This window comes from Nostoc sp., assembly GCF_036917195.1.
Taxonomy (GTDB): domain Bacteria; phylum Cyanobacteriota; class Cyanobacteriia; order Cyanobacteriales; family Nostocaceae; genus Nostoc.
On the sequence record NZ_JBALDG010000067.1, the window covers coordinates 1 to 17,589 of the forward strand.

16 protein-coding genes are annotated in these 17,589 nt (G+C 41.1%); 13 read left to right on the forward strand and 3 right to left on the reverse strand.

Annotated elements, in window-relative coordinates:
• The first annotated feature begins 162 nt into the window (after nt 1-162).
• A complete protein-coding gene (locus V7K40_RS22205; protein ID WP_334963510.1) occupies nt 163-288 on the forward strand; it encodes a hypothetical protein in 126 nt (41 codons plus the stop codon).
• Here the strand turns inward: V7K40_RS22205 and V7K40_RS22210 are convergent.
• Nucleotides 285-644 carry a DUF5615 family PIN-like protein gene (locus tag V7K40_RS22210; RefSeq protein ID WP_334963512.1) on the reverse strand — a complete coding sequence of 120 codons (360 nt, stop codon included), beginning with the start codon at nt 642-644 and terminating at the stop codon, nt 285-287. The genes V7K40_RS22205 and V7K40_RS22210 overlap by 4 nt on opposite strands.
• A gap of 11 nt (nt 645-655) precedes the next feature.
• The gene (locus V7K40_RS22215) at nt 656-973 is read right to left on the reverse strand and encodes a DUF433 domain-containing protein (protein ID WP_334963514.1); all 318 of its coding nucleotides are present in this window, start codon (nt 971-973) and stop codon (nt 656-658) included.
• 311 nt (nt 974-1,284) lie between these two features.
• On the opposite strand from V7K40_RS22215, the gene V7K40_RS22220 reads away from it, so the two are divergent.
• The 12 genes from V7K40_RS22220 (at nt 1,285) to V7K40_RS22275 (ending at nt 16,425) form a co-directional block, all read left to right on the forward strand.
• Nucleotides 1,285-1,854 carry a Uma2 family endonuclease gene (locus V7K40_RS22220; protein ID WP_334963516.1) on the forward strand — a complete coding sequence of 190 codons (570 nt, stop codon included), beginning with the start codon at nt 1,285-1,287 and terminating at the stop codon, nt 1,852-1,854.
• Nucleotides 1,855-1,975: 121 nt separating this feature from the next.
• A complete protein-coding gene (locus tag V7K40_RS22225; protein WP_334963517.1) occupies nt 1,976-3,871 on the forward strand; it encodes an aspartate kinase in 1,896 nt (631 codons plus the stop codon).
• Nucleotides 3,872-4,046: 175 nt separating this feature from the next.
• Nucleotides 4,047-4,841, forward strand: a complete 795-nt coding sequence (locus tag V7K40_RS22230) for an alpha/beta fold hydrolase (protein ID WP_334963519.1) — start codon at nt 4,047-4,049, stop codon at nt 4,839-4,841.
• A gap of 365 nt (nt 4,842-5,206) precedes the next feature.
• Nucleotides 5,207-7,267, forward strand: a complete 2,061-nt coding sequence (locus tag V7K40_RS22235) for a tetratricopeptide repeat protein (RefSeq protein ID WP_334963521.1) — start codon at nt 5,207-5,209, stop codon at nt 7,265-7,267.
• Nucleotides 7,268-7,525: 258 nt separating this feature from the next.
• Nucleotides 7,526-9,004 carry an amidase gene (locus V7K40_RS22240; protein ID WP_334963523.1) on the forward strand — a complete coding sequence of 493 codons (1,479 nt, stop codon included), beginning with the start codon at nt 7,526-7,528 and terminating at the stop codon, nt 9,002-9,004.
• A gap of 310 nt (nt 9,005-9,314) precedes the next feature.
• Nucleotides 9,315-9,608 carry a microviridin/marinostatin family tricyclic proteinase inhibitor gene (locus V7K40_RS22245; protein ID WP_334963525.1) on the forward strand — a complete coding sequence of 98 codons (294 nt, stop codon included), beginning with the start codon at nt 9,315-9,317 and terminating at the stop codon, nt 9,606-9,608.
• A 169-nt stretch (nt 9,609-9,777) separates the two neighbouring features.
• Complete coding sequence (locus V7K40_RS22250) at nt 9,778-10,782, forward strand: MvdC family ATP-grasp ribosomal peptide maturase (RefSeq protein ID WP_334963527.1); 1,005 nt, start codon at nt 9,778-9,780, stop codon at nt 10,780-10,782.
• 64 nt (nt 10,783-10,846) lie between these two features.
• Nucleotides 10,847-11,812, forward strand: coding sequence for an MvdD family ATP-grasp ribosomal peptide maturase (locus V7K40_RS22255; RefSeq protein WP_334963529.1), 966 nt, complete (start codon nt 10,847-10,849; stop codon nt 11,810-11,812).
• Nucleotides 11,813-11,881: 69 nt separating this feature from the next.
• Nucleotides 11,882-12,418: a hypothetical protein gene (locus V7K40_RS22260; RefSeq protein WP_334963531.1), complete on the forward strand. Its 537-nt coding sequence runs from the start codon at nt 11,882-11,884 to the stop codon at nt 12,416-12,418.
• A gap of 302 nt (nt 12,419-12,720) precedes the next feature.
• Nucleotides 12,721-14,334: an oxygen-independent coproporphyrinogen III oxidase gene (gene hemN / locus V7K40_RS22265; protein ID WP_334963533.1), complete on the forward strand. Its 1,614-nt coding sequence runs from the start codon at nt 12,721-12,723 to the stop codon at nt 14,332-14,334.
• 941 nt (nt 14,335-15,275) lie between these two features.
• The gene (locus tag V7K40_RS22270) at nt 15,276-15,554 is read left to right on the forward strand and encodes a GlsB/YeaQ/YmgE family stress response membrane protein (RefSeq protein WP_334963535.1); all 279 of its coding nucleotides are present in this window, start codon (nt 15,276-15,278) and stop codon (nt 15,552-15,554) included.
• A gap of 178 nt (nt 15,555-15,732) precedes the next feature.
• Complete coding sequence (locus tag V7K40_RS22275) at nt 15,733-16,425, forward strand: manganese catalase family protein (RefSeq protein WP_334963537.1); 693 nt, start codon at nt 15,733-15,735, stop codon at nt 16,423-16,425.
• 659 nt (nt 16,426-17,084) lie between these two features.
• Here V7K40_RS22275 and psaK read toward each other — a convergent pair.
• Entirely contained in the window at nt 17,085-17,345 is a 261-nt protein-coding gene (psaK, locus tag V7K40_RS22280; protein WP_298920297.1) for a photosystem I reaction center subunit PsaK, read from the reverse strand.
• Nucleotides 17,346-17,589: the final 244 nt, after the last annotated feature.

Sequence of the window (17,589 nt, forward strand, 5' to 3'; positions counted from 1 at the left end):
TACTCAAAAGCAGCTTTTCATCTCACATTTTGGTGTTTTCCGCAAGCAAAAGCAGCTTTGACTTACTCAAAAGCAGCTTTTCATCTCACATTTTGATGTTTTCCGCAAGCAAAAGCAGCTTTTCATGTCACATTTTGGTGTTTTCCGCAAGCAAAAGCAGCTTTGACTTACTCAAACCCCAGTTTGCTTACTCATTTGAGTAATTCACGCATTCATTTTGGTATATCATTGAGCCGAAAGCTGGCGATCGCTCTATTTTATAGTGTAAATCTACAAGCGATCGCTTAAAAAGGAATCCATTCCAACTGATCTATCCATTCTTCTGCCTCAGTAGTCTCCCAAACTAGCAATAGTTCTTGTGCTAATTGTCCTATTGGTATTCTAGGACGCAACCAGAACAAGCCCCAAATATGTCCACCTTCTGCCCAATGTGCTTCTAAATGAGTTGGCATACTAGCGCGGTTATCTGTCACTAACAGCCGTTGAGATAATTGCAGATAACGCAATACGTCAGGATCTAAAGTTCCTAATGTTGGTGCATTACTTTCACCCACACGCAAAATATCTATCGCCGGGTTAAGACGAAGAACAGCTACTTTCAGACGAGGTGACAAATTTTCATCGAGCAAAAAACGAACCTTCACTAAGCACTTACCTAACGTTTATTCCTTTGAGCTTTTAAAATTCTGAGGCGCTGTACCAAAGGTGAAGGATTTGCAATCGATTCTTGGTAATGCTGTTCACGCCATGTTACCAGACGTGACAGATAAGCTTCAATATCAACGCGATTATGGAGATAGTAAGTAATAGTAGCGTGAATTTGCTCCAAACTCAAACTAGGTAGATTAGCAGCAATTTCTTCTGGCGTATATCCTTCAAAGTAATAATCAAGTATATTATCAATGCCGATGCGGTGTCCTTTTAGGCGAATATCATCGGCTGATAAAAAGTCAAAATAATCTTCTAGTTGCATTGGTCTACCCCGAATGGAGTGTATAGCTATATTATCTCACCTCAAAGCCAAGTTGAATCTTACGTTAAAAAACTGATTTTTCCTTGAAAAATAATGGTGTTTAGCTACTTTGTACCCACGCTCTAGAAAAAAGTGGAAATGTAGAAGTGATCGCCTAAAATGCAATCCATTTCTTACTTATATGGTCAAATGTAATTCTATCTAGACCTAACATAAAATTATCTCTCCAAAATCTCTCTCAAAAACTAACTTCAATCCACAGCAAACGCTACCCTAGAAATCAGTATCACTCAAATCCTAAAGTTTCAACTATGATAGCCTCGCCCCAACAAAACTACGTCACCGTTGAAGAATACCTCCAAGTGGAGGAACAGAGCAATATCAAACATGAATACATCGACGGCTACATCTACGCAATGGCTGGAGCGCTAGATCCACACGTTACCATTGCTGGAAACCTGTTCGCTCTCCTCCGTAATCATGTGCGCGGCTCTGGAAGGCGTGTTTACATTGCTGACATGAAAGCCCGAATCGAATCTCTAAATCGCTTTTATTATCCCGATGTTATGGTTACTTGCGATCAACGAGATCAAGAAACGCCAGCTTATAAAAGATTTCCCTGTTTAATTGTCGAAGTTTTATCTAATTCTACTGAAGCCTTTGACCGGGGCGACAAATTCGCCGATTATCAAACCCTGGAAAGCCTGCAAGAATATATTTTAATTAATACAAAACGTCAGCGAGTTGAGTGTTTTCGACGCAATGAGCAAGGGCTGTGGGTTTTACAATCCTACACAGCAGAACATCAATCATTTCGACTCAACAGCGTGGATTTTGAGGAAACAATGGCAGCACTCTACGAAGATGTCGTTTTTGAATAATCAATTATTATAGGGTATTCGACGCAATATTTAGTAAACTATATAACTGATAAGCCTTGAAGGCTTCCTGACCAGGCGGAAGCCTTGATGAAAGCAGGCACAATTGATTAAATAAAAAGTTATGGCGCTCATAGTTCAGAAATACGGTGGTACATCTGTCGGTTCAGTCGAACGGATTCAAGCTGTTGCACAGCGTGTTTATAAAACTGTTAAAGCTGGAAACTCTATTGTCGTAGTGGTTTCGGCAATGGGCAAAACCACCGATGGACTCGTCAAACTAGCTACTGAAATTTCTCCAAATCCTAATCGCCGGGAAATGGATATGCTGCTTTCCACTGGCGAACAAGTAACGATCGCCTTACTCAGTATGGCATTGCAGGAACTCGGACAGCCTGCAATTTCCATGACTGGCGCTCAGGTAGGAATTGTTACTGAAGCAGAACACAGCCGCGCTCGGATTTTGCATATTGAAACTACTCGCCTAACTCGCCACATAAATGAAGGTAAAGTAGTTGTAGTAGCTGGCTTCCAAGGTACTTCCAGCGCTGGAGAGATGGAAATTACGACTTTGGGTCGTGGTGGTTCCGACACTTCGGCGGTGGCGATCGCAGCCGCATTAAGAGCAAATTTTTGTGAAATTTATACAGATGTTCCAGGGATTTTAACTACAGATCCCCGCTTAGTTGCCGAAGCCCAGTTGATGGATGCCATCACCTGCAATGAAATGTTGGAACTAGCTAGCTTGGGCGCAAAAGTGCTACATCCCCGCGCTGTGGAAATTGCTCGTAACTATGGTGTTCCCCTTGTAGTTAGGTCTAGCTGGACGGATGACCCCGGTACTTGGGTAACATCAGCTAAACCCCAAGGGCGATCGCTGATCAATCTAGAAATTGCCCGTCCGGTGGATCATGTAGAATTTGACACTGACCAAGCAAAGGTCGCTTTGTTGCGTGTACCTGACAAACCAGGCGTAGCAGCAAGGTTATTTGGCGAAATTTCTCGGCAAAAAGTAGACGTAGATTTGATTATTCAATCAATTCATGAAGGTAATAGTAATGACATTGCCTTTACGGTCACCACACCAATATTAAAACGGGCAGAAGCAGTAACAGCAGCGATCGCCCCAGCACTGAGGAGTCAATCTAACCCCAAATTTGACGAAGCCGAGGTAATGGTAGAACATAACATTGCCAAAGTCAGCATCGCAGGCGCAGGAATGATTGGCCGTCCTGGTGTGGCTGCGAAGATGTTCGCCACCTTAGCAGCAGCTGGGGTGAACATTCAAATGATTTCCACCAGCGAAGTCAAAGTAAGTTGCGTAGTAAATGCAGCCGAATGCGATCGCGCCGTCAGCGCACTCTGCACCGCCTTTGAGATCGAAGCAAAGAGCAACAAGGGAGAACTCCTAATTCCTAACCCTTGTACAGACGCGATTGATCGCGTCTCTCCTCATACAGACGCGATTGATCGCGTCTCTCCTCATACAGATGTGATTAATCGCGTCTCTCCTCCTCCCGTTTGCGGCGTTGCTTTAGATTTGAACCAAGCGCGTCTTGCTATTCGCCAATTGCTAGATCGTCCAGGGATGGCGGCGAAACTGTTTGGACTATTAGCGCAATATAATATCAGCGTTGATATGATTATCCAATCTCAGCGTTGTCGAGTGATTGATGGTGTTCCCAGGCGGGATATTGCCTTTACAGTCTCGCGGCTAGATGGGGAAAATGCAAGAGAAATGCTCACCCAAGTAGCGGCAGAATTAGGATGGGGTGAAGTTGTTTTAGATAGTGCGATCGCTAAGGTAAGTATTGTCGGTGCAGGTATGGTGGGACAACCAGGTGTTGCCGCTAAAATGTTTGAAGCTTTAGCCCAACAACAAATCAATATTCAAATGATTGCCACCTCAGAAATAAAAATTAGTTGTGTCGTGGCGCAAGAGCAAGGTGTTAAAGCTTTGCAAGCCATTCATGCAGCCTTTGGACTAGCTGGTAGTGAGAAATTTGTCGTTCCAGTATAAAACTAGAATCAATGAGCTTTCAGAGGATGTCTGAGAAGTATTAAACATTTAGCCTGATCCCCCCTAGCCCAGGGCTGTTTCATTCGCTCAGATTAGGATTTTGTCAAGAATATCAACCAGAAATTTTTGGGAGTCAGCAATCGAACTAAAAAATTAAAAGGTTAAGATGACGATTATGAAACTGAAGACTAGGGGATTATCGTTCAATGTCATGGAAACGGGCGCCGGTGAACCGGCACTGCTGTTTCTACATTACTGGGGTGGGTCAGCACGGACATGGAATGTGGTCATGTCGTCGCTTTCGGCAGATTTCCGGTGCATCGCATATGACCAGCGTGGATGGGGTGGGTCGGATGCTCCGCTGCAAGGGTATTCCATTCGAGATCTTGCCGTTGATACGAAGGAGGTTCTTCAAGCTTTGGAGATTCAACGATACGTTCTGGTAGGTCATTCAATGGGCGGAAAAGTTGCTCAGTTCCTGGCCGCGCTACGGCCCATCGGTCTGGAGAAGCTCGTCTTGGTTGCACCGGCCACCCCGACGCCTCAAAACATTCCAGAGTTTGCCAGACAGGCACAGCTTCACGCTTACGACAACCGTGAGAACGCCTTGAAAGCATTGGAATTTCTAACGGCACAGCCTCAGAGCAACGAGCTTCGCGAACAAATCATCGCGGATAATTTGGCGGCTGCTCCTCACGCCAAACTCGCTTGGCCCACATTGTCGGCCTATGAGGATATCTCCGCCGAAGTGAACAATATTGCGGTGCCTACTTTAATCGTAGCCGGGGATCAAGATCGGCAAGATCCGGTGGAACAGCATAAGCGTGAAGTGCTCAGTCGCATTCCAGGCGCAAAAATGCAAATCATCCAAGATTGCGGGCATCTGATTCCAGTCGATCAACCTGAGCGACTGGCGGAGGCAATTCGAAACTTTGTTCTCAATCAGGACTTACGTAATTGTCACAAGTGAGGGCACGGCTACGCTGTACCGAGCGCCAAACAACTAGGCGATAAACATGAAAATATCAGGACGTTTTAGTTGCTGAACTAACTGGAGTTTAGACTAGTTTCCGGTGCGAAACTAAATTTCCAAAAAATAAGGATACGGATTTAAGATGTTTCCAGGAACTAAAACCTTGGTTTTTAGGCTTTATAGAATGAGTCTTCTGAGTTTTGCACTCCTGACTAGTCTAAACTCCAGTTACAGCAGTTTGCAAGTAAATGAGGTACAAAACTGCAAGACTCAATATTAGATAAAAATCGTTTTTACCTTTTGCCTCCTCCATATAACACGTAAGCTATAATCAAACAATTTATAAAACTATATTTATATTGATGAATAGTCATTTCCTAGATGGACGTTATCGAATACTAAAAGTTCTCAATGATGGTGAAAAGGGAAAAACATATCTAGTTGAAGATGTTAATCTTCCTGGTAGCCAATTTGTAGTAATGCAGTTACGTCCGCATAGTAGTAATTCTCAAACTTTAACTATCCTGCGTCGCTTGTTTGCTAGTAAGACAACAACTTTAGAAAAACTAGGACAGGAACACGACCAAATCCAAAAGTTAATTGCTTATTTTGAAGAAAATGAAAAATTCTATATAGTCCAAGAATTTATCCCTGGTAATCCTTTAACTAATGAAATTATCCAGGGACAACCTCTGAGCGAAGACCAACTTATTCCTCTTTTATCAGAGATATTAGAAATTTTGAGGATTGTACATAGTTATGGGATAATTCATCAGGATATTAAACCAGCAAATATTATTCGTCGTGAGTCAGATAAAAAGTTAGTTTTAGTTGATTTTGCTATTGTTAACGAAGCCATTACTAAGACCGTCGATCATCTAGAATATATGCCTAGAGAACAAGTTAACGGCAACCTCAAATACAATAGCGATATATATGCTTTAGGAATAATTGCGATCGCAGCACTTCTAGGTTTACCAGCAAAGGAAATATCTCAACTGCAAAGTCAGAAAAATAAGCTGACAGGTGAAATAGTTTGGCGTCACAAAAATCTAAAAATTAACAGAAAATTAGCAAAAATTCTTAATAAAATGGTGCGTTTTGACTATCGTAAGCGCTACCAGTATGCAACCGAAGTTTTAGACGATCTGAAAAATATAACAAATGTTGATCGCGATCAGCAAAAACAGCATGATAAAAAATTATTACTAATTTTAGCGGGGGTAGCTGGCTGTATCACACTTGGTGTTGGAGCATGGTTCTTGCATTCGCTAAAACCTGTAAGTGATGCTCAACAACAATTATATCAAGAAGGAGTAAATAAATATGACGCAGGAAACTATGAAGGAGCAGTTGAAGATTTCAATCAGGTTATTGAATTAGATCCGCAAAACGCTTTGGCTTATAATCGGCGAGGCGATGCTTATTATCGATTAGGAGACTATGAGCAAGCACAAGCAGACTCTAGCCAAGCCATTTTACTCAATCCTCAAGATGCTAATGCCTATTTTGACCGAGGATTTGCTTTGTCTGAATTAAACAAATACAAAGAAGCGATCGCTGACTATACCCAAGCGATTAAATTAAATTCTGAGAATGGATATGCTTACTATGGCCGGGGGTTAGCCCGTGCCCAACTGAAGGATAATAAAGGTGCAATTGGAGATTTTAGCAAAGTGATCGCTCTCAAGCCTCAGTATAGCGAAGCCTACTTGCAGCGGGGGATTCTCCGCCGTCGCCTTAGACAAAGACTTGGAGCAATCCAAGATTTTAATACAGTAATTAAGATTAATCCTAGTGATGCCAAAGCTTATTATCAAAGGGGTTTAACTCAATCTATCAACAAACAAAAATATGCAGCACTTAAAGATTACACGGATGCAATTAGCATCAATCCTAAATATATAGAAGCTTATCTTAATCGTGGTGATGTTTACAGTGATCTGGGAGATCAACTCGAAGCTACTGAAGATTACAACGCTATTTTACAGATTGATCCTAAATTTATTGCAGCTTATATCCACAGAGGTATTCACCGCTTTTCTTTCGGAGATTATAAAGGCGCTATTGAAGATTATACCGAAGTACTGAAACTAGATCCTAATAATATAGCAGCTTACAATAACCGTGGTAATGCTTATCTCGAACTAGGAAATAAAAAAGCTGCAAATCAGGATTATTCACGAGCGATCGCCATTAATGCTAACAATGCCTTAGCCTACTATAACCGGGGTGTGATTCGCACCAAGCAGAAAAATAAACAGGGAGCGATCGCAGATTTCAAAAAAGCTGCAAAACTATTCCAACAGCAAGGAGAAAAAAATAGTTATCAAGATGCACAGAGAGAAATTGCAATTCTACAAAACAAGTCGGCACCAGCACCAACTACTCGCCCTAAATCTGGGGAAAGAGAAAAAAATTGAGCTATGACTCAATATAGTGGGGTAGCGATGCCTACGGCGGGCTACGCCTACGCACTTTCATTTCTGGTTTTTATGGTATGAACTTCAAATATATGCCGGAATTAAACAGGACTTACGCACGGGTCATGAAAGAACGAACCACAGAGACACAGAGTACACGGAGGAATGAGAGTTTGAGACGTTTTTTGCGTAAGTCCTATTAAACTAACCTTGGGCTTATCCTGCTTTGGAATCTAACGAATGAGGTGAAATGGACCTATGAGTGACTTAGTTTTCCTACCCGCTCATCAACTTGCTCAGATGATTCGCGATCGCCAAGTCTCTGCTGTTGAAGTGTTCGATGCTTACCTGGCGCAGATTTCTAAACATAACTCAAAGCTGAATGCAATTTGCACATTAGACGAAGACAATGCTCGTGCTACAGCAAAGCTTGCTGATGAAGCCCTAGCCAGAGGAGAACACTGGGGCGCTCTGCACGGTGTCCCTGTAACGATCAAAGATATTTTTGAAACAGTAGGACTCCGGACTACAGCAGGTTATATTCCTCTCAAGGACTACATTCCTCAACAGGATGCCACAGTTGTAGCAAGGCTGCGGGGAGCAGGAGCCGTTATCCTTGGAAAAACGAACATGGCCGAACTGGCTGGTGATTTTCAAAGTACAAATTCTCTGTTTCCCCGGGTAAATAATCCCTGGAATCTTGACTACACAGCAGGTGGCAGTTCTGGAGGCAGTGCTGCTGCTGTTGCAGCCGGACTTTCACCATTAGATATAGGCAACGATATTGCAGGTTCCGTGCGCCAGCCTGCAACTTTTTGTGGTGTGTATGGTTTAAAGCCAACAGATCGCCGGATTTCCACCGCAGGAAGTATCCCTGAAGTACCGGGAATGCCGCTATGTTTGCGACAAATGTTGACTATTGGCTGTTTTGGGCGATCGTTCGAAGATATTCGCCTTTGTTTTTCACTGATCGCGGGTGCGGATCTGCGTCGCCCAGATGTGCCACCGATCACCCTTGATACCCCATCTGGCAAGTCTTTGCAGGATCTTAAAATTGCTTGGATTGATGAATGGGTAGAGGTTCCTGTTGCTGCACAAATTCGAGCCGCAGTACAGACAGTCGTGCAAAAACTTGCTCAAGCAGGTACTTATGTTGAACGCTGGCTTCCCAAAGACTTTGATCTATCGACAGTGTGGAACCTCCACGGGAGGATGGAAGCATACATCAACAACTACGCCCAACCCAAGGATAGCTATAATCTGCGACGCAATTTAGAGTTACTCTTTCGCACGGCAACTCAAGGTGACAAAAAACTCCGAAAATTGGGAAATTTCAGCAGCTTTCTCCCAGAACTTTTGAATCCCAGCTTAAGAGGATATTTCGAGACACTCACCGAGCGCGATCACTTTATTGCCCAAATCGATGAAGCTTTAGAAGCATGGGATGTATGGCTAACTCCTGTGACAGCAACCCCTGCATTTACTCATCGTCCGGCTTGGAGCGCCATTGATATTGAGGGCAAATCATATCCTCATGCGGTGGCAAACGGAGCTTACACCATACCATTTAATCTTAGTGGTCATCCGGCGGTGGTGATTCCTATAGGGCAAACTCACAATGGCTTACCAATTGGAATGCAAATTGTGGGAAAGCGATGGCGCGAGATGGAGTTGTTGGCGATCGCTCAAGAACTTGACAAAGTGGTTGGTGATTTCCGCCATCCATTGGGTTATTGAATATTTGCACAGGAGAATCAAATGATTTTACTCACAGCCCATTCGTGAGAGGTTAAGGTAATTGCACTAATGTCTGCGAGGATGCAGTCCAAGGGGAGAAATCCAGCTTGGAGACTGGCGATCGCTTGGCTTTGATGACTCCTAAATCTTGATTCTCTTTTGCAGCGAAGTACTTAATAGGGTCAAAAGTATTTTTTCGCAAATGTTACAAATAATTTCACATGAAATTAATGCTTAATAATAGATGGAATACTATGTAATATCATTGAGAACAGTGTAAATTTATATTACTTAACATGAGGAAAAAATTATGTCTGAAAACAAACCAGAAGAACTAAATTCACAAGCAGTACCTTTCTTTGCCCGATTTTTAGAAGGGCAAAACTTTGAAGACCTATCTGAGCAAGAATCAGAAGCGATTAGCGGTGGAAGTTGTGGTGTAACCAAGAAGAATAAAAAGAATAAAGATACAATTGCCCAAACTCTGAAGTACCCATCTGATCAAGAAGATGCAGTAACGAGAAAGGCTCCCTCTGATAGTGATGAGGCTTTTACTAATAAGTACCCTTCAGACGGCGATGACCATGCCAAGCAAATAGAATAACTGCATACTTTCGAGTACAACAGAGATGCGGTTTTAAAAAATATTCTTAGAATAAAAAGACTGTTAGTGCCAACTCCATCTAGGGGTTGGCTTCCCATTAAAACTAAGTTTACTTTAATGCTTTATTTTTTTAATAGTTGACAATACAAGAACTCAATGAAGATATTTTATGCACGTTGACCGTGATGTGGTTTTATTAATCACCCATAGTGGTGATTACTTCACAATAGATAGAGTTGCAGAAGCTGTATCAAAACGAGGCGCACAGCCATTTCGCCTTGATACTGATAGGTTTCCAATGACAGTACAAATCGAGGCGAATTTAAGTAACTCCAGAAGCAATCATAAATTGGAATATGGCACTAGCTCCCTGAACACCGAGCAAGTGCAAGCAGTATGGATGCGACGGATCTGGCAACCTGATCTAGGTAAAGAATTGGCTCCCCAGTTTCAAGCAGCCTGCTCTAGTGAATCACTCGCAGTCTTAGATGGCTTTTGGGACAGTCTGAGGCGAGCTACCTGGGTGGATGATTTACAGCGGATCAATGCAGCTGAAAACAAGCTACGCCAACTGAGAATTGCATCGGAAGTTGGTCTTGTCATACCTCGGACTATTGTCACCAACAATCCTCAACAAGCACGAGAGTTTTTTGGGGAAGTTAAAGGAAAAATGGTTGCCAAGCTACTCAGACCTCTTTCTTATGGGATGCAAGCTTCCTCTTTTTTCATGTATACTAGCGCCGTTAAAGAAGAAGACTTACTTGATGCTGAAACACTGCGCTATTGTCCAGTTGTGTTTCAAGAACAAATACCCAAAGAGCTAGAACTACGTGCAGTGTATGTGAATGGTAATCTCTTTGTCGGGGCACTGGATGCGTCTGAGTATGCAGAATCCACCCAAGATTGGCGACGTGGGACAAAAGAAGTTCTTACCTGGCAACCATATCAATTACCTGATAAACTAATCCGTTGCTTGGATGCTTTTATGGCAAGGTTTGGACTGATTTTTGGAGCATTTGACTTTATCAAAACGCCATCAGGGGAATACGTTTTTCTCGAAATTAATCCTACAGGAGAGTGGGGGATGCTGGAGAGAGATTTGGAATACCCAATTGCGGAAGCGATCGCAGATGCACTACTTTCAACAAGTCCTAAATATAATACCCTTACTTAAAAATTAAAAACCAACTGGTAGCCCCTATATTTATCTGTAGCGTACTTCATTATTCATCCTTTAAATGACTGTTTTAATCATTACTCACAGCGAAGACAACGAAAGTATTCCTCTAGTTATTCAGGCAATTGAAGCCCAAGGAGGGAAAGCATTTCGTTTTGACACAGACCGATTTCCCACAGAAATTACCTTAGATGTTTACTATGCTGGAAGTGAACGAGTTACTCTGCTCGTAGATGACCAAACATTAGATTTGAGTGAAGTATCAGCAGTTTGGTATCGCCGCATTACAATTGGGTCAAAAATTCCCGACTCGATGGACAGGCAACTCAGACAAGCCTCACTGAAAGAATCTCGCGTCACCATTGAGGGAATGATTGCCAGTATTAAGGGTTTCCATCTCGACCCTCTGCCAAATATTCGCCGAGCCGAAAATAAGCAACTGCAATTACAAATAGCACGAGAGGTCGGTTTAGATACGCCACGCACTCTGACTACAAACAATTCAGTTGCAGTGAAGCAATTTGCCCAAGAGTGTAAGCAGGGAATGATTACAAAGATGCTCTCTTCCTTTGCTATTTACGATGAACAAGGACGAGAAAAAGTTGTGTTTACAAATCCAATTTCATCTGAGGATCTGGACAACCTCGATGGATTACGTTTCTGCCCAATGACATTTCAAGAAAAAATCCCCAAGGCATTAGAATTGCGGACAATTATTGTCGGTAAGCGTGTGCTGACGGCGGCGGTTGATTCTCAAGCTTTGGATCAGGCGCGTTACGATTGGCGCAAACAGGGAATTGCCTTACTCGACGCTTGGGAGTCATACACTCTGCCTGAAGATGTCGAAGAGAAATTGCTCAAACTCATGGCAGAATTTCGTTTGAACTACGGAGCTATTGATATTATTTTGACTCCTGATGGTCGTCATGTATTTCTTGAAGTTAACCCAGTTGGCGAGTTTTTCTGGTTAGAACGCTGTCCTGGCTTACCGATTTCTCAGGCGATCGCACAGGTTCTACAGAATTAAAGCTAAAAACTTTTCTTGCAAGAGCCTCAAATATAATTGCACAAGTTTCCTACTAATGGGAGAGTAGATATGTGCAAAGATGAAATTCTTGAAGAGATTTATAGAATACGAGAAGAACATGCAAAGGCTTTCAACTACGACTTACAAGCAATTTGTGATGATTTGAGACAAAAGCAAGCTGCAAGTAATCGGCAGATCATTTCACAGCCACTCAAACAACCCAGTCGCCGAAATAACAAATACAGCAAATTGCAACTTGGTGAGGTACAGATTATTGTAAGGGCACAACAATGTTGTGCCCCTACCTGTGTACCTCATTTACCTGAAAAACGCTGTAAGTTCGCCAAAATAACAAATGAGTTCGCCGAAATAACAAATGAGTTCGCCGAAATAACAAATGAGTTCGCCGAAATAACAAATGAGTTCGCCGAAATAACAATTGCGTTCGCCGAAATAACAAATGAGTTCGCCGAAATAACAATTGCGTTCGCCGAAATAACAATTGCGTTCGCCGAAATAGCAAATGCGAACGCCGAAATAGCAAATGCGAACGCCGAAATAGCAAATGCGAACGCCGAAATAGCAAATGCAAACGCTCGTACCTAGTTTCTCACCCCTTCGGTATTTTGGGTGGACACCAGAAGAGGTTTTTGCTGGACACCCCAAGGGATTCCAGAATTCCTCGCATAACCTCTGTGCAATACATCCAGTGTCCCAAATCGTCATACATGCGATCGGTATTAAACTCGACATTATAATGCAGTACATTGGGAAGGTTTAAAAACTCATTATCGCTTTGGGGAGAAAGAAGCAAGAGATGAAATGGCTTTCCTGGCGTTTTTGTAGCTTGTTGACCAGATTAATTACACCACCGCGATCGCTAATTCCTGTACGGACAAAAAGGTCAAATGCTACAAAAAGTTGCTCAGTCAGCCTTGAAGCTTTCTGGTTATGAAGGCACGTCCCTTTACAATTTTGAGCAAATTCCTGACAAAAAGGCATTTAAGGATAAGTATCGTCAGGCATTAAATGCATTATCCATTGATGATATAACAGCAGAACGGATTGTTGCAGAAGCTAATAATGCCTTTCGGTTCAGTTTACAGCTTCCCCTCACACATTTATTGGAAAGCAACTCAATGGTTTTTGTATTACCCAGTGTAAAATTTGATCTGGATCTGATCCAAAAGTACGACACTCGCGCCCCCAGATACACCAGTTACCCGCCCGCTACAGAGTTAAGCGAAACATTCACTGAAACTGATTTTAAGACCGCGATCGCAGCCTCGAATCAACGTAAAACCCCTCTTTCTTTATATTTCCACATCCCCTTTTGCCAAAGTGCTTGCTACTTCTGTGGCTGTAACACAGTAATTTCCAACAACAAAAATATTGCCAAACCTTACCTAGAGTCTTTAATTGAAGACATCAAAAACACTTCAGCTTTAATTGATCCAAACAGAAAAGTGCTGCAAATCCACTGGGGAGGCGGTACTCCTAATTACTTGGATCGTTACCAAGTAGAATATTTATGGAAAAACATCAATCGCTATTTCAACATCGATCCACAAGCAGAAATCTCAATTGAGATTAATCCCCGCTATATCGATAGAAACTACATTCTATTTCTCAGACAGATTGGGTTTAACCGCATTAGTTTTGGCATTCAGGATTTTAATCGCCAAGTTCAAGTAGCTGTTAATCGTGTCCAGCCAGAAGAAATGCTTTTTGATGTCATGAGTTGGGTCAAAGAAGCTAAGTTTGAAAGTGTGAATGTAGACCTTATTTATGGTTTACCCTATCAAACCCGCGAGACATTTCGGGAAACGGTAAAAAAGACTATTGAGTTAGACCCTGACCGAATTGTTGTTTTTAACTTTGCCTATGTACCGTGGCTGAAACCGACTCAAAAAAATATCCCTCAAGAGGCGCTACCCCCAGCAGAGGAAAAGTTAGAGATTCTGAAAATGACCATTGAAGAATTAACGAATAACCAATATCTATTTATTGGGATGGATCATTTTGCTAAAACTAATGATGAATTAGCGATCGCTCAACGGAATGGTACTCTCAAGCGCAACTTCCAGGGCTACACTACCCATGCTGAAACAGAACTGTTTGGTTTTGGTGCTACATCCATCAGTATGCTAGAAGATGCTTATGCTCAAAACCACAAGGAATTAAAGGATTATTATCAAACACTTGCAGCGGGTGCTTTACCTATTAGTAAAGGTATCAAACTTACTCAAAATGACATTATCAGACGGGATGTAATCATGGGGATTATGTCTCACTTTCAGCTTCATAAGCAAGATATTGAAAACAAATATCATATCAATTTTGATGAATATTTCTCTGATGAACTAGAGGCGTTAAAACCATTAGAAGCCGATAACCTGGTTAGTTTATCAAAAAATCATATCCATATTACAGATATTGGTAGATTACTAGTCAGAAATATTGCCGTCATATTTGATACTCACACAAGAACGCGAGAGACAAAATTCTCCCGTGCCATTTGAGATAACTTCTGCAAATTTTGGCTATATATTATCTCCTCAATCTACCTTCAAAATAACGGTTGAGGGAATACGATATAGCAATCCTATCTGATTTCGTTCAAATTTGCGGTGTCCAGATCCCCGACTTGGTAAAAGTTGTCGTGGATCTAACTTTTTACGAATGATTTAGGATTGCTATATATTCAATATTCACAAGAATTAATCTAAGCAAATTTTCCTGTGTAATTTCATACAATAAATTCCTGGCTAAATCTCAATACAGTTCAGTTAACGATAATTGTAGGTTGGGTTGAGGAACGAAACCTAACAAATGCCCGTGTAGGTTGAGTTTCGTTCCTCAAACGCCATTTGCAAGGCTCGTGGGGAAACCGCTTAGGTGGTGTGGCTCCCCAACCTACGCAATATATTTTATGTGGCTTTAACCCAAGCGTATTGGGCTAAATCTGGCTTTTCATAAAAGTTATTGCTAATTTTCGCAAAACATTAGTGATTAAGAAAATTACTCTTTGGTCAGTTTATAAAGTTGTTAAATAAAAATTGTACAAAAAGCCTAGTTGATTATTATGTGCAATAACATATAAATAATGATGAATTATCACAAAAAATATATATTTTATTTATAAGTAAATATTTTTGATGCATCCCCAAAAAGTTAGATAAAATCTTTCTGTCTTAAGATAGATATAAAATCAGATAAAATAATGTGTATTTATTATCTATTTTTCCAGTCAATCAGGAATAAGATTATATTTTGAATAATTCATCACTTAATCTAGAAAAAACTTTTATTCAGCATTTTAATGGTATAAGCGCATATTTATATCCAATCGGGATGTAAAGTTTTTTGTCTAACTTTTGGATTTAGCATTTATCCCATGTGGTAGAAAGAATTGTGAATAAAAGTTGATAACTTATATATAAGTGAAATGGTTGAGGCAGTTATGAGTATTATTGCTTGGGTAGTTTTAGGATTTTTGGCAGGTGCGATCGCTAAGGCTACTCATCCTGATTATCAAGGTGGTGGAACTATCTCCACAATAGTTTTGGGTATCATTGGTGCTTTCGTCAGTGGAAGTCTATTTACCTTGATACAAGCAGGAACTCTGCAAAATACTGCGGCTGCTGCTGCTTTAACTCTTCCTGGTGTATTAGTGGCTGTGCTCGGTGCAATTGTTGCTATTTATCTATGGGGATTAATCAGAAGAAGCAGCAATGCCTAACTGTTTATCGGTAGTTATCAACCATTAAACGAATACTGTGTTTTCTCAGTCTTCTAGCTAACTAGCTTTAGAAACATATAAAGTCTCCAATTAGCTAGAAAAAACTTGAAAAATCCTCACAGATAAAAAATTCAGTCGATCCATTCTGTAAGAACACTATTTTCGGAAGAATAACAGTATGTTTTTTCACAAAAAAGACCCGATCCATACAGTAAAGATTAGTGAACCAAATCCTCGTTATGCTCAATTACTTCTAGAGCAGTTTGGTGGAGCTACTGGAGAACTTAGCGCAGCACTTCAATATTGGGTTCAATCATTCCATGTTGATAATGCTGGAATTAGAGATATGCTCCAAGATATTGCGATCGAGGAATTCGGCCATTTAGAAATGGTTGGTAAACTCATCGAAGCTCATACCAAAGATGTGGATCAAACAGAGGCTTTTAAGAGCACTCTATTTGCAGTTCGAGGGATGGGGCCTCATTTTCTAGATAGTCAGGGTAATACCTGGACTGCAAGTTACTTAAATGAAGGCGGAGATGTAGTGCGTGATTTGAGAGCTAACATTGCAGCAGAAGCCGGTGCTCGTCAGACTTACGAATCATTGATCAAGTTGGCAACCGACCAAGGAACCCAAGAGACTTTAGTCCATCTGTTAACACGAGAAATTTCTCATACTCAGATGTTTATGAAAGCTCTAGATTCACTGGGTAAGTTGACAGAACCATTCTTTGGTAATGTTAAGCCAGATGAAACTGTTGCTCTTTACTACAACCTATCTACAAACGGTAATGGTAAAGATGAGCGTGGCCCTTGGAATTCTGAGCCAACATTCAAATACGTTGCTGATCCGCTAGCAAGTCACTCTTAATTGCATAAGTTGTAGTTAGAGTATAGGTTGATTTGAGGCACAAATGTTTTTGACAGATTGTTGAAAATTCTCAATCATCCGGTGGGCAAATAGCCCACTTTATTTTGCAATTCTTGGGTTTTTTGCCCAGACCAAAGATTTTTTAGGTAGAATTTAGCTATATTCAACTTATAGCAATGCTTAAATCATTTTTGGACACCAAGATTCCCGGCTTCTCTAAGAAGTCGGGAATCTAAACTGAGCAGTATTTGCTGAGATTAATTTGGGTGCAACATGTACTGTGGATACATATATCTGCGCCATAAAGAGTAGACTATCTAACACTCAATTGAGAATGGCTATAGATATTAAGCCACACTAAAGAAGTCAGAGCGATCGCCCTTCAATATCTACATCAACATTTCTGACTTTAGAAATTAATTCAACTTAAAATCAAAACTCAGAATCAGGAGATTGACTTGTAATTGTCAAGGCTACGCCAAATGGTTGGGAAGTCATTTATCATCGTGCCCCTACAATAGAGCCATATCTTATGATTGCACTCACTATTTAAGACATTAAAACTCAGTATTCAATAAATAAAGAGCCAGAGAACTAACTTTCTGGCTCAAAGCTGGAGACAAAAGAATCATCAAATAAAACCTAACTTGGGTAAGAACCTAAATTCTTCCCAGGTTATGCAGCCCTAAGACAGCGCCCACTCCTAAAATATGACCAAAAGCGGTACTTGCTAAAAGGGCTGGTAAACCAAAATTACCCAGGAAATTGACTGAGGGTAGTTTTGGTTCTGCGTTAGGATACTTGATGGTAGATTTGCCAATGACAATGGCAATGATATTGGCAATGATGATAATCAGTCCAACTGTTGGACTCCATTGTAGAGGTGTAGTTGCAGCAGCGAGTAAGGTTGAAGTAAACACCTGATTAGCTCCTGAAATTTATTAATGATTGAAAATATAATCTGAAACTTTGCGAAGCAAATTCCAGAAAGTACCCAATTTTGCATCAATATTTAACAGTTATTCTAACTACTTAATACAACGTGAGTTCAAGGCGGTAAGTTGACTGTGGTAACTGGTTTGAACTTCAATGTGAGAAGTAGGCATTTTTTAGTTTTAAATTATACCGGATTATCAAATGCTAAGGATAATTAATCGGGGTTGA